Source organism: Acidovorax benzenivorans (assembly GCF_028680575.1).
In the GTDB taxonomy this organism is placed as follows: domain Bacteria; phylum Pseudomonadota; class Gammaproteobacteria; order Burkholderiales; family Burkholderiaceae_C; genus Acidovorax; species Acidovorax benzenivorans.
Window position 1 is genome coordinate 396,972 of record NZ_JAPCKI010000003.1, and the last position, 23,405, is coordinate 420,376.

General features: G+C 64.7%; 20 protein-coding genes. 8 read left to right on the plus strand and 12 right to left on the minus strand.

The window, feature by feature from the left end:
• Window positions 1–8: 8 nt before the first annotated feature.
• The 8 genes from OIN59_RS07700 to bfr form a co-directional block, all read right to left on the minus strand.
• Window positions 9–263 (minus strand): hypothetical protein, encoded by a 255-nt coding sequence (locus OIN59_RS07700; protein WP_274108870.1) that lies wholly within the window; start codon window positions 261–263, stop codon window positions 9–11.
• On the minus strand, window positions 260–1,480 hold the full coding sequence (locus OIN59_RS07705) for a PepSY-associated TM helix domain-containing protein (protein WP_274108872.1): 1,221 nt from the start codon (window positions 1,478–1,480) through the stop codon (window positions 260–262). Before OIN59_RS07705 ends, OIN59_RS07700 begins: the two co-directional genes overlap by 4 nt.
• 300 nt (window positions 1,481–1,780) lie before the next feature.
• Window positions 1,781–3,886, minus strand: coding sequence for a TonB-dependent siderophore receptor (locus tag OIN59_RS07710; protein WP_274108874.1), 2,106 nt, complete (start codon window positions 3,884–3,886; stop codon window positions 1,781–1,783).
• Window positions 3,887–4,021: 135 nt separating this feature from the next.
• Window positions 4,022–6,166 (minus strand): TonB-dependent receptor, encoded by a 2,145-nt coding sequence (locus tag OIN59_RS07715; protein ID WP_274108876.1) that lies wholly within the window; start codon window positions 6,164–6,166, stop codon window positions 4,022–4,024.
• Window positions 6,167–6,338: 172 nt separating this feature from the next.
• Complete coding sequence (locus OIN59_RS07720; RefSeq protein WP_274108878.1) at window positions 6,339–6,674, minus strand: DUF3325 domain-containing protein; 336 nt, start codon at window positions 6,672–6,674, stop codon at window positions 6,339–6,341.
• Window positions 6,675–6,677: 3 nt separating this feature from the next.
• Window positions 6,678–8,438 (minus strand): PepSY domain-containing protein, encoded by a 1,761-nt coding sequence (locus tag OIN59_RS07725; RefSeq protein ID WP_274108880.1) that lies wholly within the window; start codon window positions 8,436–8,438, stop codon window positions 6,678–6,680.
• On the minus strand, window positions 8,435–8,743 hold the full coding sequence (locus OIN59_RS07730; RefSeq protein WP_274108882.1) for a DUF3649 domain-containing protein: 309 nt from the start codon (window positions 8,741–8,743) through the stop codon (window positions 8,435–8,437). Before OIN59_RS07730 ends, OIN59_RS07725 begins: the two co-directional genes overlap by 4 nt.
• Before the next feature lie 695 nt (window positions 8,744–9,438).
• Window positions 9,439–9,915, minus strand: coding sequence for a bacterioferritin (gene bfr / locus OIN59_RS07735; RefSeq protein ID WP_274108884.1), 477 nt, complete (start codon window positions 9,913–9,915; stop codon window positions 9,439–9,441).
• 282 nt (window positions 9,916–10,197) lie between these two features.
• Here bfr and ahpC point away from each other — a divergent pair, with 282 nt between their 5' ends.
• From ahpC to OIN59_RS07775, 8 genes are all read left to right on the plus strand, one after another.
• Entirely contained in the window at window positions 10,198–10,773 is a 576-nt protein-coding gene (gene ahpC, locus OIN59_RS07740; RefSeq protein WP_274108886.1) for an alkyl hydroperoxide reductase subunit C, read from the plus strand.
• A gap of 186 nt (window positions 10,774–10,959) precedes the next feature.
• Window positions 10,960–12,576: an alkyl hydroperoxide reductase subunit F gene (ahpF, locus tag OIN59_RS07745; protein ID WP_274108888.1), complete on the plus strand. Its 1,617-nt coding sequence runs from the start codon at window positions 10,960–10,962 to the stop codon at window positions 12,574–12,576.
• A 199-nt stretch (window positions 12,577–12,775) separates the two neighbouring features.
• Window positions 12,776–13,126: a hypothetical protein gene (locus tag OIN59_RS07750; protein WP_274108890.1), complete on the plus strand. Its 351-nt coding sequence runs from the start codon at window positions 12,776–12,778 to the stop codon at window positions 13,124–13,126.
• A gap of 182 nt (window positions 13,127–13,308) precedes the next feature.
• Window positions 13,309–14,613 carry a TolC family protein gene (locus tag OIN59_RS07755; RefSeq protein WP_274108892.1) on the plus strand — a complete coding sequence of 435 codons (1,305 nt, stop codon included), beginning with the start codon at window positions 13,309–13,311 and terminating at the stop codon, window positions 14,611–14,613.
• Between the two features lie 37 nt (window positions 14,614–14,650).
• The gene (locus OIN59_RS07760; protein ID WP_274108894.1) at window positions 14,651–15,223 is read left to right on the plus strand and encodes a hypothetical protein; all 573 of its coding nucleotides are present in this window, start codon (window positions 14,651–14,653) and stop codon (window positions 15,221–15,223) included.
• Entirely contained in the window at window positions 15,220–16,341 is a 1,122-nt protein-coding gene (locus OIN59_RS07765) for an efflux RND transporter periplasmic adaptor subunit (RefSeq protein ID WP_274108896.1), read from the plus strand. Before OIN59_RS07760 ends, OIN59_RS07765 begins: the two co-directional genes overlap by 4 nt.
• A 12-nt stretch (window positions 16,342–16,353) precedes the next feature.
• The gene (locus OIN59_RS07770) at window positions 16,354–19,473 is read left to right on the plus strand and encodes an efflux RND transporter permease subunit (protein ID WP_274108898.1); all 3,120 of its coding nucleotides are present in this window, start codon (window positions 16,354–16,356) and stop codon (window positions 19,471–19,473) included.
• A gap of 72 nt (window positions 19,474–19,545) precedes the next feature.
• Window positions 19,546–19,944 (plus strand): hypothetical protein, encoded by a 399-nt coding sequence (locus OIN59_RS07775; RefSeq protein WP_274108900.1) that lies wholly within the window; start codon window positions 19,546–19,548, stop codon window positions 19,942–19,944.
• Between the two features lie 524 nt (window positions 19,945–20,468).
• On the opposite strand, the gene OIN59_RS07780 is transcribed toward OIN59_RS07775, so the two are convergent.
• The 4 genes from OIN59_RS07780 to OIN59_RS07795 are packed head-to-tail and all read right to left on the minus strand — an operon-like array spanning window position 20,469 to window position 23,287.
• Window positions 20,469–21,014, minus strand: coding sequence for an antibiotic biosynthesis monooxygenase (locus OIN59_RS07780; protein ID WP_274108902.1), 546 nt, complete (start codon window positions 21,012–21,014; stop codon window positions 20,469–20,471).
• A 42-nt stretch (window positions 21,015–21,056) separates the two neighbouring features.
• On the minus strand, window positions 21,057–22,043 hold the full coding sequence (locus OIN59_RS07785; RefSeq protein WP_274108904.1) for a zinc-binding alcohol dehydrogenase family protein: 987 nt from the start codon (window positions 22,041–22,043) through the stop codon (window positions 21,057–21,059).
• Window positions 22,044–22,053: 10 nt separating this feature from the next.
• Window positions 22,054–23,076 carry an alpha/beta fold hydrolase gene (locus OIN59_RS07790; protein WP_274108906.1) on the minus strand — a complete coding sequence of 341 codons (1,023 nt, stop codon included), beginning with the start codon at window positions 23,074–23,076 and terminating at the stop codon, window positions 22,054–22,056.
• A 7-nt stretch (window positions 23,077–23,083) separates the two neighbouring features.
• On the minus strand, window positions 23,084–23,287 hold the full coding sequence (locus OIN59_RS07795; RefSeq protein WP_274108908.1) for a tautomerase family protein: 204 nt from the start codon (window positions 23,285–23,287) through the stop codon (window positions 23,084–23,086).
• Between the last annotated feature and the right edge of the window lie 118 nt (window positions 23,288–23,405).

The following is a 23,405-nucleotide window of genomic DNA, read 5'->3' on the forward strand; positions in this document are numbered from 1 at the left end:
TGAAATCGTCAGAGTGGCGTGGCGTTGGCGCTCGCTTTGTCGGCATCGGGGTGCGGTGGGCTGTGCGCTGCACGGGCGGTGGCTGCAAACGGGCTGCGCGGCCAGCTGAACCAGCCCATCACCGCAACCGGCACACCCAGGCCCACCCACGACCACCAGTCGCCCCAGGTGTCGGACACGAGGGCGGTGGCTAGGCCCGTGGTGGTGAGCACGGCCATCACAAGGGGCCCACCCCACAGCGACCAGAAGGGGCTCGGCTTCATGTGCGGCCCTCGGTTTGCGGCAGCGGGCTGCCGGTGCGGGCCGTGGCCGTTAGGGGCAGGCTGCTGCGGCCAGGGGCCGTCGCGGCGGTTGACGGGTGGGTGTTGTTGGTGCTGCCCGCCTGCACACCCTTGCGCAGCCACAGGTACAGCCCGCTGCCCAGCACCACGATGGTGGCAAGGTCGAGCAACGCCCACAGGATCTTCATCGGCATGCCGCCGTAGTCGCCAAAGTGCAGCGGCTGCGACACTAGCAGCGCTGTCAGGTACCAGGGCAGCTGGGGCGCTGCAGTGACCTGCGCCGTGCGCGCATCCACCAGCACGGGCTTGAGCAGGCGCGAGGTGAGCGGCTCATTGCCCCGCAGGAAGAACGTGTTGTGGTGCGGGCTGGAGAACGCCGTGCCCGGGAACGCAATGAACGACAGCTTGGTGCCGGGCGCCTGGGCCTGCGCGGCCTCCAGCGCCTGCTGCAGCGGGCCGCGCTCTGCGACGGGCACGATGGGCTGGCCCTCGTAGGGCTTGAGCAGCACCGAAAGCTGGTCGTACTGCCAGTATTTGATGAGCAGATCGGCCCACGTGTTGATCATGCCCGTGCCGCCCACCACCAACGCCCACACCAGCGTGACGATGCCCAGCAGGTTGTGCAGGTCCAGCCACTTCACGCGGGTCGAGCGATCACGCCGCACCTCGCCAAACGCCAGCTTGCGCATGAACGGTGCATACAACACCACCCCGGTGACGATGGCCACCAGCAGCAGCAAGCCCATGAAGCCCAGAAACAGCTTGCCCGGCAGGCCTGCAAACAGGTCCACGTGCAGCTTGAACATCACGTACATGAAGCCCTCGTCAAACCGAGGCTGCGCCAGCACCTGCGCCGTGCGCGCATCCACCGCCACAGAGCGGAAATCATCGGTGGGCGCCGGTGTGGGCGTGAGCGTGACGAACCACACGTTGTCATCGTCCTCCGCGTGCGACGCGAACTGCACCACACGATCAGGGTGCAGCGCATGCGCGGTAGCCAGCACTTTGTCGAGGCTGGCGCGCGGCGTGTTGGCAGGCATGGCAGGCGCCTCGACCTCAGTGCCCAGCAGGTGGCCAATTTCGTGGTGAAAGATCAGCGGCAGGCCCGTGAGGCACAGCAGCAGCATGAAGACGGTGCACACCAGGCTGGACCACTTGTGGGTCCAGCTCCAGCGGCGCAGGGCGGTGGGGCTCAGCATGGTGTGGAGCTGGGTTGGCAAGGGCCGAGTTGGCGCACATCCACATGGCCGACCCACATGACAGGGGCAGCAATAGCGGCGGCAGAAGGCGCGAAAAAGGAGTGGTTCAAGCCAGACAACCCGAAAACATCGAAGGACGGTGGGTGCTGGCTGCAGCCTTAGAGCGGGTCTAAGCGGAGAGGCTGTGGCTGGCGGACACGGAATTTTACATTGCAAATGGGAATGATTCGTTTTTGTATATTTGTGTGTTGGTTTTTCGGTGCTGCACCGCCAGGGGACGACGGTGGTGCGCAGGCATGCTCAATACCGAGCCTTGAATGCGATGGTCACGCGGCGTGGCTCGCCGTAGAAGTTCTGGCGTGAGATGCCCGACACCTTCTCGTAGTAGGTCTTGTCCAACAGGTTGTCCACCGACAGGTTCACCGACAGGTGGTCGTTGATCTGGTAGCCCACCTGGGCGTTGAACACTGCGTAGCCCGGCGCGTTGATGCGCAGCGCGCCGCTTTGCGCAAAGAATTCGCTGCGGTACGACATGCCGCCGCCCACGCTCCAGCCGCGCAGTGCCGGGCTGGTGAAGGCGTAGCGGGTGAACAGGTTCACGCTGTGGCGCGGCGTGATGGGGCTGAACACCTGGCCCTGCTGTGCCACCGGCGCCTTGAGATAGTGGGTGTCGTTGTAGGCGTAGCCTGCCACGATGTCCCAGCCGGGCTGGGGTTGGCCGCTGACCTCGGTTTCAAAGCCTTGCGCGCGCACCTTGCCGCCTGCGATGTAGGCGCCGGTCACCACCGGGTCGGCGATGGCGCGGTTCTCGTCGATGATGCGGAACAGCGCTGCGTGGGCCTGCAGGCGCTTTTGCAAAAACTCACCTTTCACGCCCAGCTCAATCTGCTTGCCCGTGCGCGGGTCGAGCAGTTGCTTGGCCGCATTGAGCTGGCTTTGCACCACGAAGGTCTCGGCGTAGCTGGCGTAGCCGGTGTACTGCGGATGGAAGTCCCACATCAGCGCCACGGAGGGCACGAACTGGCGGCCGGGGTCTGCCGACGCAGTGACGGCGCCCGTGCTGGTGCTGCGCGTCACGACGTCGGCCCAGGAGAGGCGCCCGCCCGCCAGCAACTTCACCGTGTCGGTCAGCGCGATCTGCGCCTGCCCGTACAGCGCGTTCTCGCTGCGTTTGACGATGGAGGTGAAGCCTTTGAGCGTGATGTCAGGGTAGGCCAGGCCGTAGTTGGGCTGCAGCAGGTTGAAGGGCAGGCTGGGACCGTAGACGTAGTTGCCGTCCCAGGTGGTGCCTTCGTTGTGGCTGGCGCCCACCAGCAGCTTGTGGGTGCGGCCGGCCACCTGCACCGGCGTGGCCAGGAAAGCGTCGTAGTTGCGGGTGCGCACGTGGAAGTCCCCGTCCACCGTCTCCATGGTGAAGCTGCCGTTGGCGGCCAGGGCGCTGTTGGCGCGGGCCGACCGGTAGAACGCCGTGCGGTCGATGTCCCGCGCGGACAGGCGCACCAGGCCACCGCCGTCCAAGCGGTGCTCCAGTTCCGCGAAGACGTCGGTGGTCTCCAGGTCTTGCCGGTTGGCACGCAGGCCGGCGAAGGCGCTGCGGGGCAGGTCGGCCAGGCGGCCATCGGCGTAGGTGGGCAGGCCTTGGTCGATGGCGGCTCGCACACGCTGCTGCGCTGCGCCTACCGACACGGTGGTGGAGGGGGCGATGTCCCATTCCAGCGTTCCGTAGCCCAGGCGCTTGTTGTTGAACAGGGTGTCTACAAAGCTGTCCTTGTTTTCCACCACGGCAACGGCACGCGCGCGGATCGTGCCTTCGGCATTGAGTCCGCCGCCCACATCCACCGTGCTGCGGCGCAGTCCGAAGGAGCCCACGGCCGCATCTGCACCGATGGCCAGCTTGGCCTGCGCGCGCTTGCGCACCAGGTTGACGGTGCCACCGGGTTCGCTGGCACCCTGCAGCAGCCCGGCCGGGCCGCGCAGGACTTCAATGCGGTCGTAGATGGCGGTATCCAGCGTGCTGTAGTTGCCTTGGGGAATCGGCACGCCGTCGAGCTGGATGGACCCCAGATCGAACCCGCGCGACTGGAAGCTGTTGTAGTTGCCCGCCCCGTCAAAGCGCGTGACCGTCATGCCCGTGCTGAGCTTGACCGCGTCTTCCACCTTGGTCAGGTTGCGGTCATCCAGTTGCTGGCGCGTGACCACGCTGATCGACTGAGGTGTTTCGCGCGGCGCCAACGGCATCTTGCCCACGTTGACCTCGCGTGCGACGTACTGGCCCGAGCCCTCGGTGGCCGCGCTGTCTGCCCCGTCGGTCACTTTCACTTCGGGCAGCGCAGTGGTGGTCTGCGCTTGGGCCGTCGCCATCGTGGCCAGCAGCGAGACCGCAAGGGCCAGTGGGTGCATGTGCATGATGTTTCTCCTCCTCGTCATTTGATTATTTGCTATCAAAAATAGAGCTAATAGCGCTTATGGATAAAGCGCTATAGGCCAATTTCATTGGTAAAACGTGCTCGAACGAAGCGCACGTACGCTGGCGTGCGCTGGTCAGAACCGCGTCCGCAACGTCACCTGCAGCGCGCGTGGCGAGCCGGGCAGGATCAGGTTGTCGTTGCTGCCGTGGGCCGATACGTAATATTTGCGGTTGGCCAGGTTCTTGATGTTCACGTCTACATCCCACTGGCCCAGCGTGTACTGCAGGGCCGCGTCCAGCGTGGTGTAGCTGGGCAGGGTGACCAGGTTGGTCAGCGAGGTGAAGCGCGCACCCACATAGTTCACACCGCCGCCCACGCGCAGGCCGTGGCCCAGGTCCTTCATGGCCCACAGGAAGGCCGAGTTGCGCGGCGTGAGCGCGGGCACCTTGCCTTGGGCTGCGATGGCTGCGGTGGGCAACTGGGTGGACGTGGTGGTGGCCAGCGACTTCGTCATGCGGCCGTCCAGCCAGGCGTAGCCTGCGCTCACATCCCAGCGGCCGGGCAGGCGGCCGTTGGCGGTCAGCTCCAGGCCGTTGGTGCGCTGCGTGCCCACGTTGATCTGGCGGCCAGGGTTGGCGGGGTCGGTGTTCTTGATGTTGGTGCGTTCCAGGTTGAACAGCGCACCGGTCACGTTCAGGCGGCCGTCCAGCAGGTCGAGCTTCACGCCGATTTCCTTGTTCTCGGTGATCTCGGGTTCGGCGCCCGTGTTGTTGGCCGCCAGCGCAAATGCCTCGGCCGAGGGCTGGAAGGATTTGCTGTACGACACGTAGTACGACACCGTATCGCTGGGCTGCCAGACCAGGCCTGCGCGGGGGCTGAACTTCTTGTCGGTGCGCTCGAGCGTGGCGAGCTTGCGGTCAAACGCGGTCTGCTGTTTGAACACGTCGTAGCGTGCACCCACCAGCGCTTTCCACTGCGGGGCCAGCGTGATCTGGTCTTGCCAGTACAGCGCGGCGGTGTCCTGTGTGGTGTGGCTGGGGATGGCGTTGTCGGCGTTGTAGTTGGCCGCCGGGATGACGGGCGCCGCACCGGTGGGGTTGAAGATGGACACGCGGTCCGCACCGCCCGATACCGATTCAGAGCGTTTTTTCTGCTGGCCCAGTTCCATGCCCATCAACCATTCCTGCTTCAGGCCACCGAGCTGGTTGCGCCAGGTCACGTCGGTCTGGTTGAAGACCCCTGTTTCGTCGCGCAGGATGAAGGCCCGGGTGCGGCCCACCGTCAGGTTCACCGGGTTGGTCGTGCCGCCGGGCAGGGTGTTGTAGCGGTCCAGCGCGTAGTCGTACAGGCGCGTGACGTTGCGCACTGACCAGTCGTCATTGAAGCGGTGGTTCAGCGTGGCCGCGAGCGACTGCATGGTGCTGGTGGTGGTGTCGTCCTGCGCGGCGTTGCTGGAGCCGTAGTAGGTGCCTGCGGGTACGTTGACGGGGCGGCCGTTCAGGGCGGGGATGCCGAAGTCCGTCAGGCGCTTGTCGCGGGCGTTGGTGTATTGCAGCAGCAGATCGGTCTGCGCCGCGAGCTTGAGCGCGAGCGAGGGTGCGAAGTTGTGGCGCTTGACGAACTGCTGGTCGCGGTAGCTGCCCGAGTCTTCCACGGCGGTATTGATGCGGAAGGCGGCGGTGTCGCTGATGCCCACGTTGACGTCGGCGGTGGCGCGGCGGTAGTCAAAGCTGCCCAGGCCCAGCGATGCCTCGCCCGAGGTTTCGCCAAACTTGGGTTTCTTGGTCACGCGGTTGATGAGCCCGCCCGACGAGCCGCGCCCGTACAGCACGGCGGCGGGGCCCTTGAGCACCTCCACGCGCTCGATGTCGGCCAGATCGCGGAAGTACAAGGCATCGTCGCGCACGCCATCCACAAACTGGTCGGCAATGGCGGTGAAGCCGCGGATCACCACCTGGTCGCGCTGGCCGTCGCCATGGCTCATGGCCACGCCGGGCACGTTGCGCAGCGCGTCTTCCATCGAGCGAGCGCCCTGGTCACGCATGAGCTGTGCGGGCACCACGTTCACGGCCTGGGGCACGTCGCGCAGTGGCGCGCTGCCCTTGGTGGCCGTGCTGGCGGCGGCGGGCGAATAGCCATCGTCCTCCGCGCTGGACTGCACGGTGACTTCGCCCAGTGTCTGTGGCGTGGTCTGCGCCAGCGCAGTGCCACACAGCGTGGCAAGCAGGGCGGCCACCAGCGGGTGGAGGCGATGGGGGGTTGGTGTGTAAGCGTGCATGGTTTTCCTTGGAGTGAGCGCAACGCGGTTGGCAAAAAGCCCTGCACCCCATGGCCTGGCGCGGGCCACGACGGGCCGCTGTCTGGGAGGTGGTGGGGGCCGTGAAAACAGAAAAGCGAGATCGAGCCGGGGAGGGCTCAGCACGGGGCGGCGCGTGCGCTGCGCCCGGCCGTCACCACCCCAGGGCGCGGGCCAGCAGGCCCGCCAGCAGGGCAGCGCCACCCATCTCGGGTGTGCGCCGGGGCTGCCAGGTGACGGTGGCGGTGACTGCCACAGCAGCCATCGACAGGGCCACTGCCCATGCCGCTACGCCCAGTGACGCAGGCACGCCCCCCGGCGGGTGTGCCGTGGCCAGCCACAGCGAAAGCACCAGCAGCAGCCAGCCCGAGCGGCGCAGCGCCGCCAGGCGGGGCACGGCGCCCTCATGGCCCAGGGCGTCTTCGTGGTGGCGGTCCATGCCCAGCGCAATGGCCGACCAGGCGGCAAAGCAGAGAAGAAAGGCGGACATGGCTCAGGCTCCCGAGGTGGAGGTTTCGGCGGGCGCTACGGGCGCTATGGGCACCGATGGGGCAGGCCGTGCGGGCCGTGCAGTTTGTGCAGGCCGGGCGGTGGGTGCGCCGCGCCGGGGCGTGCGGCCAGGGCGCACACGCCACGCCAGCCAGCCCAGCAGCAGCCCGGTGGCCAAAAACGCCAGGTCCATGCTGGCCCACACCCATTCGCGCGCGGGCAGGCTCACGCCCAGGTGGGTGTGTGTGGTCAGCGCGTTGATCAGTGGCAGCGCTGCCCACACCAGGCCTGCAGCGGCCAGCGGCACCGTCCAACCCATGCGGTGTGGGCGCGCCACCGCGCAGGCCAGCGCCCACAGCAGCGTGAGGCCCCAGGTGCTGAAGAACCAGGCCAGCTCTGTATCTGCACGGCCTTCTATGCCCACGGGGATCAGGCGGTTGGCGGCCAGGTACACGCCACAGGCCAGCGGCAGCCCGGCCAGCGTGGCGATGTTGATGCCAGCCACCAGTCGTTCGCCAAACGGCGCTTTGGTGGGGGCGATGTTGGCGGCCCCTTGGCGGCTGGCTTGCGTTTGCGACTTGGCGCTGCGCTTGACCGACCACAGCACCATGCCCGTGGCAATCATCAGGCTGCCCAGCACCCCAAACCCAAACAGTGCCCAGCGCAGGCCCACATCGGCAAACCGCGCCATGTGCAGGCCGTATAGCACGCCATAGGTCTTGACGGCGGGGCTGGTGGCATCGGCCTGGTCCAGCCATTGGCCGGTGGTGGCATCAAACAGCAGGCGCGGGGGGCGGTACTGCAGGCGGTCGCCTTCGTGGCGCGTGACCTCCACCACGGCGCGACCGTTGGCATCGCGGAGGCCCTGCAGGCTGCCGATGCGCCCGCCCTGCCAGCGGGTGGTGGCCGCGTCGATGATGGGCTGCAGGGTGATGGCGGGCAGGGGCTCCATCTTGTCGGTGGCGCCACGGCGGGGGCGGCTCTCGGGCTTCTCACCTTGCAGGTCGGCAAAGTAGGCGTTGGAGTCCACGCCTTTCTCGGTCTTGTAGGTGTTGGCAATGCCCGCAGGCATGTACAGCGTGTGGAAGATCATCAGCCCGCTGAAGGTGATCAGCAGATAGAAGGGCAGCACCAGCACACCGGTGACGTTGTGTGCGTCCAGCCAGGCGCGCTGCCCGCCTTTGGTGGGGCGGAAGGTGAAGAAGTCCTTGAAGATGCGGCGGTGCGTGATGACGCCCGTGATCAGCGCCACAAACATCAGCATCGTGGCCACGCCCACCACCCAGCGGCCCTGCAGGGCCCAACGGCCTTTTTGCGCGGTGCGCAGCTCGAAGTGAAAGCGGTAGAAAAAGTCACCCCCCATGGTCTGGCGCGCCTCGATGGGCTCGCCGGTCTGCGGGTTCATGCGCAAGGTTTCAAACCGGCCGTTGCTGGTGTCGCGCCACAACATGTTGACGGCCGGGTCGCGGTCATCGGGCAGGTGCAGGATCCATTGGGTGACGTCGGGTGCCTTGCGCACCAGCGCGTCCAGCGACTTCTGAGCCACCTGCGCATCGGCCGCGTCGGTGCTCGGCAGCCCGTGCATCTCGGGCCGCATCCACAGGTTGAACTCGTTCTTGAAGAACGACAGCGTGCCCGTGAAGAAGATCGCAAACAGTAGCCAGCCCAGGATGAGCCCGGCCCAGGTGTGTAGCCACGACATGGCCTGGCGAAAGCCCTCGCGGTCGGCACTCTTGCGCGTGGAGGTGGAGGTGGCTGTTGTCATGGCGCGCCCCTCATCCATTGCGGCGCCATGGCGCACGCGCCCAGCACCAGGGCGGGTAGCAGCGTGCCGCCCCAGGCGCCCCAGGCCGTGCGCGCATAAAACGCCCAGCCAGCGGCGATGGCATAGACCAGCCAGGCCAGCATGGTGGCGGCCAGCACGGCCTCGACACGCGGCATGCATTGCGCCAGCGCGAGCGAAAGCGCGGCCGCGAACCCCGCCGCCAATGCATACCCACCCCCGATGGCCGCCACGGCGCGGGAGGTGACGCCCAAGCGGTAGCGCCAGTCAACGCGGGCCGCTTTCATGGCCGGCCTTCGGCGGCGCCAGATGTGGCGCGACATGCAGGAAACGAGAGAAACAGAGGCCCCGCAGTGCAGGGGCTGGCAGCGCTGCGCAGCATCAGAAAGGCTCCAGGCAGTGTTGGTGTACGGCAAAACGTACCAACGCTGGCTGCAGCGGCGGAGAGCCCGGCTGACTGGCTGGCTAGGTGTGGAAGAGATTCATTGGATCGGGCGCCATGCAGGTGGGCTGCAAATTGAATGGCACCGATCGCAAAAAATGTATTCTACTTTTGTTGAGAAGCATTCGCATTTATAAAAATGCTATTTGTGTTGTTTTGATGTGTGGTTGCAACAGCTTGTGACGGGCATGACAGGCGGAGTTTTCACGGGAGGCTCACTGTTGCCCCACATTCGAGGCCCCCCACGTTCAGATGGACGAAGCTTTGCGTCTAACACGACTGGTTTTGACCAAACGCAAAAACGCACATCTGCCGCTGTGTTGCTTCCGGGGCTTCCGGGCTTCAAGGGTGAGATCACTGAGTCACTTTGAGACCGTGCCCGAACGCATTTCACGCTTCCCCAGGGCCAAGCGGGCAACCTGAATCAGGTTGGCCTGCAGATTAGCGCCCCATAAAAAAACGGGCCGAAGCCCGTTCATTCCACTCTGCTGGCGAAGCGTCTTGTGAGACCTCTTCGCGCCGTGCAGGCGTTGCGGTGGATTACTCCACGTCACCCATCTGCGACTGCAGGTAGTTCTGCAAGCCCACCTTGCCGATCAGATCGATCTGGGTTTCCAGGAAGTCGATGTGCTCCTCGGTGTCGTCCAGGATCTTTTGCAGCAGGTCGCGCGAGACATAGTCACGCACCGTTTCACAGTGGGCGATGCCGTCCTTGATGGTGGCCTGGGCGCCTTGTTCGGCGCGCAGGTCGCAGGCCAGGATCTCTGGCACGTCTTCGCCGACCTGGATTTTGGCCAGGTCCTGCAGGTTGGGCAGGCCGTCCAGCATGAAGATACGGTCCATGAGCCAGTCGGCGTGCTTCATCTCGCCGATGGATTCCGAATACTCCTTCTTGGCCAGCTTGTCGAAGCCCCAGTGCTTGAGCATGCGGTAGTGCAAGAAGTATTGGTTGATGGCCGTGAGTTCGTTCTTGAGCTGGGCCTGCAGATGGCCAATGACCTGTGCGTCACCTTTCATGGGGGACTCCTTGTAGTGTGTGGATTCGGCGTCGATTGTCGTGACCCGCACCCAGCAGCGCAAGGCAAGCCCCTGTTGCGCCGCGCGGGCTGCGGGTGATGCTGAGAGGTGTTCGCGTTTACATGCGCTGTGCCCTGGTTTTGCGTGGGCGGGCCATGCGATCTACTCTGTCGTTGTATAGTAATAAACAATTGATTCAATGAAATCAATTAATTGGATTGATGGCTGCGAAATGCCTAAACTTCAGTCCTGTTCAGTTAACCAACCACCAAGGAAACAGCAATGTCCCTGATCAATACGCAAGTTCAGCCCTTCAAAACCACCGCTTTCGTCAACCGTGACGGCAAGGGTGAATTCATCGAAGTGACCGAAGCCAGCCTGAAGGGCAAGTGGTCCGTGCTGATCTTCATGCCTGCAGCTTTCACCTTCAACTGCCCCACCGAAATCGAAGACGCTGCCGACAACTACGCTGAGTTCCAGAAGGCCGGTGCCGAGGTCTACATCGTGACCACCGACACGCATTTCTCGCACAAGGTGTGGCACGAAACCTCCGACGCCGTGGGCAAGGCCAAGTTCCCCCTGGTCGGCGACCCAACGCACCAACTGACCAACGCTTTCGGCGTGCACATCCCTGAAGAAGGCCTGGCACTGCGTGGCACGTTCGTGATCAACCCCGATGGCGTGATCAAGACTCTGGAAATCCACTCCAACGAAATCGCCCGTGACGTGTCGGAAACCCTGCGCAAGCTCAAGGCTGCCCAGTTCACCGCTGCCAACCCTGGCCAAGTCTGCCCCGCCAAGTGGAAGGAAGGCGCCAAGACCCTGACGCCTTCGCTGGACCTGGTCGGCAAGATTTAAGAAGGTGTGAGAGAACCCACCTTCTAGGCTTTTTTTCGGCCCCCCCAAAGCCGGACAGCGTCATGGTGCTATTGCGCCATGCCGTCCGGCTTTTTTACGCCCGGAAGTTGATACGCAGGCTTGAACTGCCGCCCGTTTGGCTTCAACCTTCCAGACAACACAACTCGAATTTCAAAGGACACCACCATGCTCGACGAACAACTCAAGACCCAACTCGCCGCCTATCTGGAGCGCGTGCAGCAGCCGTTTGAGCTGGTGGCTTCCCTGGACGACAGCGAGACAGCGCGCGACATGCGCGAGCTGCTGACGACCATTCAATCACTGCGCAGCGACAAGATCACCCTGCGCACTGATGGCAACGATGCGCGCAAGCCCTCGTTCAGCCTGCAGCGCGTGGGCGCCACCAACAGCCTGCGCTTCGCCGGCCTGCCCTTGGGCCATGAGTTCACCTCGCTGGTGCTGGCCCTGCTGTGGACGGGCGGCCACCCACCCAAGGTCGAGCAGGACGTGCTCGACTCCATCAAGGCCCTGGATGGAGACTTCAATTTCGAGGTCTACATGAGCCTGACCTGCCATAACTGCCCGGACGTGGTGCAGGCGCTGTCGCTCATGGCCATCGTCAACCCCCACATCAAAACCACCGTGATCGAAGGCGGCGCCTTCCAGCAAGAAGTGACCGAGCGCGAAATCATGGCCGTGCCCATGGTGTTCCTGAACGGCCAAGTCTTTGGTTCTGGCCGCATGACGATTGAAGAGATCGTGGCCAAGCTGGACACCGGCTCTGCCGCCCGTGAAGCCGCCAAGCTCAGCGCCAAGGCGCCGTACGACGTGCTTATCGTCGGTGGTGGCCCCGCAGGCGCCGCAGCCGCTGTGTATGCTGCCCGCAAGGGCATCCGCACCGGAGTGGCTGCCGAGCGATTTGGTGGCCAGGTGAATGACACGCTGGCCATTGAGAACTACATCTCGGTGCTCGAAACCGACGGCCCCAAGTTCGCTGCCGCGCTCGAAGCCCACACCCGCGCCTATGGCGTGGACATCATGAACCTGCAGCGCGCTGACAAGCTGATCCCGGCGGCCGAGCCCGGTGGCCTGATCAGCGTGCAAATGGCCAACGGCGCCACGCTGCAGTCCAAGACGGTGATCCTGTCCACCGGCGCGCGCTGGCGCAACGTGAACGTGCCCGGTGAAGCCGAGTACAAGAACAAGGGCGTGGCCTACTGCCCGCACTGCGACGGCCCGCTGTTCAAGGGCAAGCGCACGGCGGTCATCGGCGGCGGCAACTCGGGTGTCGAGGCTGCCATCGATCTGGCTGGCATCGTGGCCCACGTCACGCTCATCGAGTTTGCCGACCAGCTCAAGGCCGACGCCGTGCTGGTCAACAAGCTCAAGAGCCTGCCCAACGTGACCATCCACACCAACGCGCAGACCACCGAAATCACCGGCGCCGATGGCAAGGTCAACGGCCTCAAGTACAAGGACCGCGCGACGAACGTGGAGCACACCGTGCAGCTCGAAGGCGTGTTCGTGCAGATCGGCCTGGTGCCCAACACCGAATGGCTCAAGGGCACGGTGGAGCTGTCGAAGTTTGGCGAGATCATGGTGGACTCGCACGGTCGCACCAACATCCCCGGCGTGTTTGCGGCGGGCGATTGCACCACGGTGCCGTTCAAACAGATTGTGATCGCGGCAGGAGACGGATCGAAGGCCGCGCTGAGTGCGTTTGACCACCTGATCCGCATGCCCGTGGTGGCTGCCGAAGGGGCCAAGACCCAGGCTCCGCAGCCCGAAGCGGTCGCTGCCTGATTCCGCTCAGGCGCGAGGGGCACTACGTATGCCCCGGCATGCCGGGCGGTCCGCTTCGTTGGCCGCTTGGGGAGCGCTGGTGCGGGCTTTTGCCCCGCACGCCACTTGGTCAGCGCCGCCCTAAAGCCCCTCGACTTGGACTGGGCGATTCGCTTTTTTGGCGGTGGGTTCTGAAAACCTCCATAGAATCCCGCTGCCCATGCGCCGCTTGCTGTTGATCTTCCTGTTGGTGTTTATGCCGCTCCAGTCCATCTGGGCGGCGGCTTCGCCATATTGCGGGCACGAAACGGTGTCGCAGTCCTCGCACTTCGGCCACCACGCGCACGAGCACGCAGCCGACGAATCCCCTGCTGCGGCCAAGGCATCCACTGCTACTGCGGCCGACATGGACTGTCACACTTGCCATGGCGCTGGTTGCGGCCTGGCGCACAGCCCCAGTGCCCAGGCCATCGTGGTGGCCACGGTACACCCGCCAGGCCATGCTGTGTCGGCTTGGCCACCGGTCCCCCTCGCACGCCCCGAACGCCCCAACTGGTCCGTCCTCGCCTGAGCGGCGAGGCGGGGGCGTGGGCCGTCCCGTTTTCATTTTGTTGATGGTGTTGGAGACCTGCCTTCTGAGGCAGTCGCGGTGCGTGCGCTGGCGCTTGCTGGCGCATGCCGCTGATCGTTTCTTCCGTCCATCGCGCCTCGCCGATTTCAACCTGTGGCCCCTGGCCACTGCAGAGGAATCGGATGCAACCAACGAAACAACGACAACACGCATCGGCCGCCGCTTTGGCGGCCATGGCGCTGGGCTGGGCACTGCTGGGCAGTGCTGCGCAGGCCCAGGCCGCAATAGCCACCACACCCACCATACCCACCCCATCCACCTCACCGCCACTCACACTCCAGGCCCTGTTTGAGCAGGCCTGGCAGCGCCAGCCTGAGGCACAGTCTGCCTCCCTGCGGCGCGAGGCCGCGCAGGCCACGCGCAACGCGGCAGCAGCCTGGACCGCCGAGCCTGTGGTGCTGGAGCTGGCCACCAAAACCGACCGCCCTGGCAGCAACCACGGCAACCGCGAAGCCGAAGTGGGCCTGGCCTTGCCGCTGTGGTTGCCGGGTGAGCGCACACGCAAGGCCGCGCTGGCCGACGCTGAAGTGCAGGCACTGGAAAGCCGCCGACAAGCCGCGCAGCTGCAGCTGGCCGCCACTGTGCGCGAGACCTGGTGGGCGGCGCAACGTGCGCAGGCCGACTGGGCTCTGGCGCAAGACCGGCTGCTGAACGCCCAGCGCCTGGCCGCCGATGTGGCGCGCCGCGTGCGCGCGGGCGATCTGTCGCGCGCCGACCAGGCGCAGGCCGACGGCGCGGTGGCCCAGGCCGAAGCCGCCATGGCCGAGGCCCAGGGCGCGCGCGACGTGGCACAAGCCGCGCTGGCCGCGTGGGGGGTAAAAGCCGCGCCAGACTTGACGCTGGCTGACGGTGCCGAGTCCGAACCCGCCGTGCCGGGCGCCATGGCACCGCCCGCCCAGCACCCCGCCGTGGCCGACTGGCTGGACCAGGCCGAGGTGGCCCGCCGCGCTGCCGACCTGGCCGCCGTGCAGACCCGTGCCAACCCCGAACTCACGCTGGCTGCCACGCGCGGGCGTGAGCAGGCGAGCGACCGCTACCAGCAGACCTTCACCGTGGGCCTGCGCGTGCCTCTGGGCGGGGGCGACCGCGCGCAGGCCAAGCAGGCAGCGGCCCGCGCCGATGCCCTGGCTGCCGAGGCACGCGCCGCTGTGGAGCGTGACCGCCTGGCCGCTGACATAGCCGCCGCAGTGGTCCGCGTGAAGGCCACCCAGGCCCAGCGCGACGCTCTGGCCCGCCACGCGGCGCTGGCGCAGGGCACGCGCGGTTTTATCGATAAGGCCTTCCGACTGGGCGAAGCCGACGGGCCTACCCGCTTGCGCGTGGAGCTGGAAGCCGCCCAGGCCGAACGCCAGCTGGCCCGTGCCCGCATCGACGCCGCCGCCGCCATCTCTCACCTGCGCCAGGCCCTGGGCCTGCTGCCGCAGTGAACCACCTGTGGACCCCGACAAGCTTTCTATGACAACCATGACACTCTCTTCCACTTTCTCCACACTGGGCCTGGCCCTGCTGCTGGGCTTGCTACCGCCGACAGCGCTGGCCGGTGATGGTCACGACCATGGCGAAGCCCCCGCTGCCGCAGCGGGCACGGCCCTGCCGCGCTTTGCTGCTACCTCGGACCTGTTTGAGCTGGTGGGCGTGCTCGACGGGCAAAAAATCGCGCTCTACCTGGACCACGCGGGCGACAACAGCCCCGTGAAAGACGCTCGGCTGGAGCTGGATATTGCGGGCACCAGCGTGCCCGTCACCCGCGTGGCGGAGGGCGAGTTCCAGGCCACCCTGGCCGCGCCGCTGGCCGAAGGCGTGAGCCCCGTCACCGCCACCGTGGCCGCAGGCAATGACACCGACCTGCTCGCAGGCGAGATCGACCTGCACCCCGCCGCACATACCGATGCCGCACCCGCAGGACTGGCCCGCCGTACCGCGCTGATCGCGGGCGCCGTAGTCGCCGTGCTGCTGGCGCTGGCCGCCGCATGGGGACTGCGCCGGGGCCGAGTTGCCCGCACCGCGCACAGCCAGCGCGTGGGAGGTGCCGCATGAAGCGCCTCACCCCCATGCCTTCTCTGCTGGCCCTGCTGATGGCGGCCGCCCTGTGGACGCCGCTGCCCGCCATGGCAGGCCCCGGCCACGACCATGGCGATGCGCCCGCCGCAGCCACCGGCAACGGCCCCAGCCGCCAGCCCGATGGCAGCGTGTTTCTGCCCAAACCCGCACAGCGTCAGCTGGGTGTGCGCACCCTGGTCGTGGATGCAGGGCAACACGCCAAGGCCTTTGAGCTGGCAGGCACCGTGGTGATGGACCCGAATGCGGGCGGCAAGGTGCAGGCCCTGCTGGCCGGGCGGCTGGAGGCCGGGCCCAAGGGCCTGCCTGGCGTGGGCCAGGCGGTGCGAAAGGGAGAGGTGCTGGCGTATGTGGTGCCCACGGCGGGCGCCATCGATCGCTCCAACCAACTGGCCCAGCAGGCCGAGCTGCGCGCTGCCCGCGACCTGGCCGCACGGCGTGTGGCGCGCTTGACGGAGCTGGCAGACACCGTGCCGCGCAAGGACATCGAGGCCGCCGAGAGCGAGCTGCAGAGCCTCACCCAGCGCCTTGGCGCCGTGGGCGCGGGCCTGGCCACACGCGATGCGCTGGTGGCCCCTGTGTCGGGCGTCATCGCCTCGGCCAATGCCGTGGCCGGGCAGGTGGTGGATGCGCGCGAGCTGGTGTTCGAGGTGGTAGACCCATCGCGCCTGCGCATCGAGGCCCTGGCCTACGACCCGGCCCAGGCCCAAGGCGTGGCCGGTGCCACGCTGGCCGTGGGCGGGCAGCGCGTGCCGCTGCGGTTTCTGGGCGCGGCGCGCAGCCTGCGCGAGCAGGCATTGCCGCTGCAGTTTGCGGGCGACTCAACCGTGCTCGGAACACTCGCGCTGGGCCAACCCGTGCGCGTGTTCGTGCAGTCCACCAACAAGGTCGATGGCGTGCAGGTGCCCGCCGCTGCGCTGCTGCGCAACCCGGCCAACCAGACCATCGTGTGGGTCAAGGAGTCGCCCGAGCGCTTTGCGCCACGGGTGGTCACGGCGGTGCCGCTGGATGGCACCTCGGTGGCCGTGACTTCGGGCCTGCAGCCCGGCGACCGCGTGGCCACGCAAGGTGCCACGCTCATCAACCAGGTCCGCTAAGGAGCCACCGCAATGTTCAAGTGGCTTCTAGAAAACAGCCTGGTCAACCGGCTGCTGGTGCTCATCGCCGCCGCCGTGCTCATGGCCTACGGCGCCTTCACGCTCTCGCGCACACCGGTGGACGTGTTCCCTGACCTCAACAAACCCACGGTCACCCTCATGACCGAGGCGGGCGGAATGGCCGCCGAAGAGGTGGAGCAGCTCATCACCTTCCCGCTGGAGACCACGATGAATGGCCTGCCCGGTGTGGAGAGCGTGCGCTCCACCTCCAGCGCGGGGCTGTCGTTCATCTACGTCACCTTTGACTGGAGCACCGAGATCTACCGCGCGCGCCAGATGGTGTCTGAACGCCTGTCGTCCATGGAAGAGGGCCTGCCCAGCGGCATCACGCCGCGCATGGGGCCCATCAGCTCCATCATGGGCGAGATCATGCAGGTGGCCATCCCCATCGACGCGGCCAAGACCACGCCCATGGCCGTGCGCGAGTACGCCGACTGGGTGCTGCGCCCGCGCCTCATGGGTATCCCCGGCGTGGCGCAGGTCATCCCCATCGGCGGCGAGGTGCGCCAGTTCCAGGTGCTGCCCGACACGGCACGCATGGCGGCGCTGGGCATCACGCACGACCAGCTCACAGGCGCGCTCAAGGGCTTTGCGGCCAACACCTCGGGCGGGTTTCTGGAGCTGGGCGGGCGCGAGTACCTCATCCGCCACCTGGGCCGCACCTCGCGGCTGGAAGACTTGCAGAACCTGGCCCTCACCGCCAAAAACGGCCAGAGTGTGCTGCTGCGCCAGGTGGCCGATGCCACCTTTGCCGCCGCCACCAAACGTGGCGACGCGGGCTTTGAAGGGCAGGGCGCCGTCATCCTGGGCATCCAAAAGCAACCCACGGCCGACACCATCGGCCTCACGCGCAGCATCGAGGCCGCTCTTGTGGACTTGAAAAACTCGCTGCCCAGCGGCATGGAGGCGCCGCGCGTCACCTTCCGCCAGGCGAGTTTCATCGAGGCCTCGGTCACCACGCTGCAGGGCAAGCTCATGGGCGCCTCGGTGTTTGTGGCAGTGATTTTGTTCGTCTTTTTGGGCACGCTGCGGCCCACGGTGATTGCGCTCACGGCCATCCCGGTGTCGATCTTCATCACGGCGCTGGTGTTCAAGTATTTCGGCCTGTCCATCAACACCATGACGCTGGGTGGCCTGGCCATTGCCATCGGCGGCCTGGTGGACGACGCCGTGGTGGATGTGGAAAACGTGCTGCGCCGCCTGAAGGTGGACCGCGCCAAGCACCCGAACCACCGCCTGCACCCCATCGAGGTGGTCAAGCTCGCGTCGATGGAGGTGCGCTCGGGCATTCTGTATGCCACGGCCATCATCGTGCTGGTGTTCTTGCCGCTGTTTGCGCTGCCGGGCATCGAGGGGCGGCTGTTTGTGCCGCTGGGCATTGCGTTCATTGTGTCCACGCTCGCGTCGCTGATGGTGTCGGTTACGGTCACTCCGGTGCTGGCGTTCTACCTGCTGCCGCGCATGAAGAACCTGGACCATGGCGACACCCGCGTGGTGGCCTGGCTCAAGGCGCGCTATCGCAACGGGCTCACGGGTGTGCTGGCGCGCCCGCGCACGGCCCTGGCCGTGAGCGCGGTGGCCGTGGTGCTTTCGTTGGCAGCGGTGCCGTTCTTCCCGACCACCTTCTTGCCGCCGTTCAATGAAGGCACGCTGCTTATCGGCATGCGCTTGAACCCAGGCGTGACGCTGGCCGAGTCGACTGCCCTGGCCCGCCAGGCCGAGGTGCTGGTGCGCCAGGTGCCCGAGGTCACGCACGTTGGCCGGCGCAGCGGCCGCGCCGAGCTGGACGAACATGCCGAAGGCGTGCACGTGAGCGAGCTGGATGTGGGCCTGCTGCCTGCGGCCGAGCTCAAGCGCAGCATGGCCGAGGTGCAGGCCGACATCCGCAGCCGCCTCGCGCACCTGCCTGCCGCCATCGCCATCGGCCAGCCCATCTCGCACCGCATCGACCACATGTTGTCGGGCGTGCGCTCGCAGATCGCCATCAAGCTCTTTGGTGACGACCTGGACACCCTGCGCGGCCAGGCCGAGGCCCTGCGCGCACGGCTGGCGGGCATCCCCGGCCTGGCCGACCTGGAGGTGGAGAAGCAGGTGCTGGCGCCGCAGATCACCGTGCGCGTGGACTACGCCGCCGCTGCGCAAATGGGCGTGCCCGCACCCCAGGTGCTGGCAGCGCTGCAGACGCTGGTGGAGGGCGAAAAAGTGGCCCAGGTAGTGGAAGGCAGCCGCCGCTTTGCGCTGGTGGTGCGCCTGCCCGACAGCGCACGCTCCATCGACGGCCTGGCGCGTGTGCTGATCGACACGCCACGCGGCCCCGTGCCGCTGTCGCGCCTGGCCACCATCGAAGAGGGCGACGGCCCCAACCAGATCAGCCGCGACGATGGCAAGCGCCGCATCGTGCTGTCGGCCAACGCGCAGGGCAGGGCGCTGTCCGACGTGGTGGCCGACATCCGCCAGGCCGTGGGCGACACCCGCCTGCCCGAGGGCTACTTCATCACCCTGGGCGGCCAGTTTCAGGCGCAGGAAGAAGCCAGCCGCCTGGTGGGCCTGCTGGCCATCGTCTCGCTGGTGCTGATGTTTGTGGTGCTGTACACGCGCTACCGCTCGGCCACGCTGTCGGCCCTCATCATGGCCAACATCCCGCTGGCGCTGGTGGGTGCGGTGCTGGGGCTATGGGTGTCGGGCCAGCCGCTCTCAGTGGCGGCGCTGATCGGCTTCATCACGCTGGCGGGCATCTCGGTGCGCAACGGCATTTTGAAGGTGAGCCACTACCTCAACCTGATGCGCGTGGAAGGCGAGCGCTTTGACACCGCCATGATCGTGCGCGGCTCGCTGGAGCGCCTGAGCCCCGTGCTGATGACCGCCCTGGTCACCGCCTTTGCCCTGGCCCCGCTGCTGCTGGAGGCCGAGCGCCCCGGCACCGAAATCCTGCACCCGGTGGCGGTGGTCATCTTCAGCGGCCTCATCAGCTCCACGCTGCTCGACACCTTCCTCACCCCGGCCCTGTTCTGGCTGTTTGGCCGCAAAGACGCCGAACGCCTGCTGGACGACAAGAACGCCGAGGCGTTCTGAGCTTTTCTTGTTTTGTATTTGTTCTCTTTATTTGTTCGTTTGCTTTTTCATTCACCCTTTGAAAGGACTCTCATGAAAACTACCCGCCAACTTTTCGCCGCCCTGGCCCTCGCAGCTGTGGCCACCACCGCCGCTTACGCCGCTGGCGACCACGGCGCAGGCCACGACCACAAGCCCCAACACGGCGGCATCGTGGCCGAAGCCAACGACATGGACTACGAACTCGTCGCAAAGCCCGACACCATCACCCTGCACTTGCGCGACCACGGCAAACCCGCCAAGACGGAGGGCGTGAGCGCAAAGCTCACCCTGCTGAACGGCACCGAAAAAACCGAGGCTGTGCTTGTACCGGCAGGCGAGGGCAGGCTCGAAACCAAAGGCATCTTCAAGGTCGCAGCAGGCACCAAAGTAGTGGCACTGGTGACACAGCCGGGCAAGAAGGCGGCGAATGTGCGGTTTGCGGTGAAGTAAGTCAGCGCCAAAGATAGCAAGCGTTGTGCACCACGCGCCGCCGCGCTGGCTTTTGCTGGCGTGGCGGTGTGTGGTCTGACTCAGTCGCAGTGCACCATGAGTGCGGCCGAGGTGGGTGCGCGCGTGGTTTCAGTGGTGAGGTATGGTGAAATTTGAAAAAAAATTGGGATCTACCGCCTATCTGTAAAGCGCCTGTAGCTATCAAATTGATAGTGATGTGGTTGATGCTGGGCGCAAGGCGATGAGCTTCCGTGGGCGGGAATAGGCAGATATTTCGGGGGCGGAGTGTCTGGTTGTTTGGGCTGATTGCGGTCGGTCAGCATTGAATGGGCACTGACCGGTAAGTGGACACCAGTCATGCATAAGTTTGTAGACCGGATGTCTGGTGGGCTAAGAAAGTCGAGTTGTGTGCGGTCGCGGTAGTGCGCTTACAGTTTGCGCAGTCATTGGCAGCCCAACTCAACGGCCGATAGCACTGTTCGGAAAGCGATTGCTGATACTGCAGCAGTGCATCATTAAACCGGTCAACCCTCCTTGAAAAGCCAGGGCTTAAATAGTTTGGTGAGTCTGGGGGCCACCACCCACGTCATCAGCAGCACAACCGCAAACGTCAGCAGTGCCGTGCGGGGAAACAGCCACCAGGTTTTCATTGAGTCCCCTACGGCTAGAAACAGCAAATAGACCGTGGGGCAAATGCCTAGCCAAGTAACCACTGCAACTTTCCATCGTGGTGGGGTGGGTGTGGGCGTGCGATACCAGAGTCCAAGGCCTGTCATTGACTTGAATCCCATTTCGCCGTCGATAAATGGTTCTGCCGCAGCGAGTCCGAGCTTACGTTGCGGCGAGTCGCGCCAAAAATGTAGATTTCTCTCGCTATCGAACGCCAGAACCACATGGTGCAGGGGGTCGTCAATATCCGGGTCTTCACCAGAATGAACCAACTGTGCCCCCAGATATCCCCTGAATCCTGAGGCGACCTGCACCATGTCCTGTGCGATACGTTCGAAGCCGGCCTCGCAACCTGCCCTTACTTTGCGAGTGATCAAAACCGTCACGGCATGCTCGCTCATCACATTCCTTCTGGGCTTAGTTCTAGGTGCACGCAGATTGACTTACCGAGTCAGTATGACGATCTTGCCCTGTGCCTCGTTTGCTTCCATCAGCCGGTGGGCTTCCACAATCTGGTCGATATTGAACACGCGCCCGATCGCCACCGGCAGAGTGCCGGCGGCGACCTCATCAAGAAGCTTCTGAAAGGGCATGTTCATGAAGTCCAGGATGTCCCCGGAATAGGTCGTCAGCGATACCCCGGTAGGGATCACTTCCATTGGCGAAAACTCCTTGAGTGTCCACTGATCGCCAACCATGCCCGCCATGCAGACGGTGCCTGGTTCACGGGTTGCGCGAAGAGAGTCTTTCAAAGTGCCCGTGCCCACTAGTTCCAGTACCTTGTCTGCTCCATCGCGCCAGACCGATTGCACGGCACTGGAGATATCGCCGTCATCCAATAGGAAATGGTGTGCACCGGCTTTCTCTATCAGCGCCCTGGATTTTTCCTGGCGCGCAGTGGAGGCCACCTCCGCGCCGTGGGCCCTGGCAACGGCTGCGGCTGCAAGGCCCACGGACGTCGTACCACCGCGAATCAGCAGACGTTCACCTTTGCGCAATCGCAGACCTCTGAACAGTGCTCCCCATGCGGTCTGGAGCATTTCGGGGAGAGCTCCAAGTGTTTGCCAAGGCAGTGGTGAATTGAAGGCCTGAACCTGCTTCGCAGGCACGAGGGTGTATTCCGCGTAGCCACCATCGAATGACCTGCCCATTCCCCCCATGACAGTCGCCACCATCTGACCTTGCGCAAACTCGCAGCCTGGCGACTCAGCGACTGTGCCCACAGCCTCGATGCCCAGTACCCTGGGAAAAGCAACGCTAGGCGAGTGTCCCTGCCGGGTAAACAGCTCGGAGCGGTTGAGTCCGAATGCTTCGATGCGAATCAACACCTGGCCAGGAGCCGCCTGTGGGATAGGTCGCTGTTTAACCCTGAGCACCTCCGGTCCACCCGGCTTGAGCATGACTACCGCTTTCATCGCCTTTGTTGCCATGGCTTTCCCTTCAATTCATGGCTATCGACGCTCCAGGAACGAGCGCAGATCCCCAACAAATTTGACAGGATTCTTGAACATCAGGAAGTGGTCTCCCTGTGCGGCCGCAGTGTATGAGAACAGGACTGCTCCTGGAATCACAGATTGCGCCCCAGCGCAGACTGGGCAAGTTGTTGCTCTCGTCACCGGAAAAAATCGCAGCGGGGATATCGATTTTCTGCGCCACCACATCTCGCCAATCGTTGACCGCATGGTTAAACAACACACGCGCCAGAGCCTTGGAATCGTTTTTCACAAACTCCGCAGCAAAACGTTCCGAATTCTCAAAGTATGGCGAGTCCATCAACTGCGCGCGCTCAAAAGGCTTCAGATCTGTTGTTAGCCTGCTGGCGGGCCCGCCCGTGGTGAAAGCCGCAACCATACGTTCGGGAGATGTAGTTGAGCCGCCTGCTTCGGAGCGCTCTTTTTCCATCCAATCTTCGTGCGCATAAATCGAGATCGGCTCGTCCACAAACGCAACTTTGCGAATCCCGGAAGTACCAAAAAGATCGATATAGCTCCAGAGCACCGCTGCGCCCATCGAGTGACCCACGTAGTTGGCCGACTTGATGCCCAGATGATCGCCAAACTCCTTCAGATCCATAGAGAACCGCGCTATGCGCCCACCGCGTTCGACGCGCTGCGACAGGCCTTGGTTGCGAGGATCCAGTACATAGACATGGTAGTGGCGTGCCAGGAGAGCCATCAAGTTGAAGTACTGTGCGCCGTTGGCAGACCAGCCTGGAACAAAGATCAATGGCTCGCCAGAGCCCGCCTCCCAGTAAGACAGCTTCACTCCATCATTGGTGGTGAAAGAGTTGATCTCTAGCCCGCTGAACTGCGAGAGCTTTGCAGGAACATTCGGCAAGCTATGCGGAAACTCGAAATCCCGCCCCAGAACCTTGAGCGCCGGAGCACCCGCAGCACCGATACACGCCACGGCGATAGAGAGGGCAAGTGCTGCTTGGCAAAGTTTTGACATGCGAGCATCCATTGCGCATTCAACCTGCCATGTTGTCTGCGGATGCCCCGAACAGCTTGCCTGCACCTGCCCAGTCAGAAGGCTTTACGTCTTCAAAGATCACATAGATGTAATTGGGATCAGTCGCCGTGTTGCGCACGATGCTTTCCGTGATCTCCGCTGCGACCTTTTGCTTTTGCGCGTTGTCCTTGCCTTCAAACCAGCTCACTCTTACGACGGGCATGTTCCACTCCTTCAGTTGGATTTACTGCAAAACCTGGAGGCCAACGTTGGCGGTCCGGGCTGCATCTCAAATGCTAAAGTAGAAGTGTTTGACAATTGTCATCAATATTTCCCATCAA

Excerpts from the sequence above, each read along its gene's own strand:
- ahpC (WP_274108886.1), top strand. The coding sequence starts at position 10,198 with ATGTCCCTGATCAATACGCAAGTTCAGCCCTTCAAAACCACCGCTTTC.
- OIN59_RS07700 (WP_274108870.1), bottom strand. The coding sequence starts at position 263 with ATGAAGCCGAGCCCCTTCTGGTCGCTGTGGGGTGGGCCCCTTGTGATG.
- OIN59_RS07705 (WP_274108872.1), bottom strand. The coding sequence starts at position 1,480 with ATGCTGAGCCCCACCGCCCTGCGCCGCTGGAGCTGGACCCACAAGTGG.
- OIN59_RS07755 (WP_274108892.1), top strand. The coding sequence starts at position 13,309 with ATGCAACCAACGAAACAACGACAACACGCATCGGCCGCCGCTTTGGCG.
- OIN59_RS07720 (WP_274108878.1), bottom strand. The coding sequence starts at position 6,674 with ATGTCCGCCTTTCTTCTCTGCTTTGCCGCCTGGTCGGCCATTGCGCTG.
- OIN59_RS07770 (WP_274108898.1), top strand. The coding sequence starts at position 16,354 with ATGTTCAAGTGGCTTCTAGAAAACAGCCTGGTCAACCGGCTGCTGGTG.
- OIN59_RS07750 (WP_274108890.1), top strand. The coding sequence starts at position 12,776 with ATGCGCCGCTTGCTGTTGATCTTCCTGTTGGTGTTTATGCCGCTCCAG.
- OIN59_RS07760 (WP_274108894.1), top strand. The coding sequence starts at position 14,651 with ATGACACTCTCTTCCACTTTCTCCACACTGGGCCTGGCCCTGCTGCTG.
- OIN59_RS07765 (WP_274108896.1), top strand. The coding sequence starts at position 15,220 with ATGAAGCGCCTCACCCCCATGCCTTCTCTGCTGGCCCTGCTGATGGCG.
- OIN59_RS07785 (WP_274108904.1), bottom strand. The coding sequence starts at position 22,043 with ATGGCAACAAAGGCGATGAAAGCGGTAGTCATGCTCAAGCCGGGTGGA.
- ahpF (WP_274108888.1), top strand. The coding sequence starts at position 10,960 with ATGCTCGACGAACAACTCAAGACCCAACTCGCCGCCTATCTGGAGCGC.
- OIN59_RS07780 (WP_274108902.1), bottom strand. The coding sequence starts at position 21,014 with ATGAGCGAGCATGCCGTGACGGTTTTGATCACTCGCAAAGTAAGGGCA.
- OIN59_RS07775 (WP_274108900.1), top strand. The coding sequence starts at position 19,546 with ATGAAAACTACCCGCCAACTTTTCGCCGCCCTGGCCCTCGCAGCTGTG.
- OIN59_RS07715 (WP_274108876.1), bottom strand. The coding sequence starts at position 6,166 with ATGCACGCTTACACACCAACCCCCCATCGCCTCCACCCGCTGGTGGCC.
- OIN59_RS07710 (WP_274108874.1), bottom strand. The coding sequence starts at position 3,886 with ATGCACATGCACCCACTGGCCCTTGCGGTCTCGCTGCTGGCCACGATG.
- bfr (WP_274108884.1), bottom strand. The coding sequence starts at position 9,915 with ATGAAAGGTGACGCACAGGTCATTGGCCATCTGCAGGCCCAGCTCAAG.
- OIN59_RS07790 (WP_274108906.1), bottom strand. The coding sequence starts at position 23,076 with ATGGATGCTCGCATGTCAAAACTTTGCCAAGCAGCACTTGCCCTCTCT.
- OIN59_RS07795 (WP_274108908.1), bottom strand. The coding sequence starts at position 23,287 with ATGCCCGTCGTAAGAGTGAGCTGGTTTGAAGGCAAGGACAACGCGCAA.
- OIN59_RS07730 (WP_274108882.1), bottom strand. The coding sequence starts at position 8,743 with ATGAAAGCGGCCCGCGTTGACTGGCGCTACCGCTTGGGCGTCACCTCC.
- OIN59_RS07725 (WP_274108880.1), bottom strand. The coding sequence starts at position 8,438 with ATGACAACAGCCACCTCCACCTCCACGCGCAAGAGTGCCGACCGCGAG.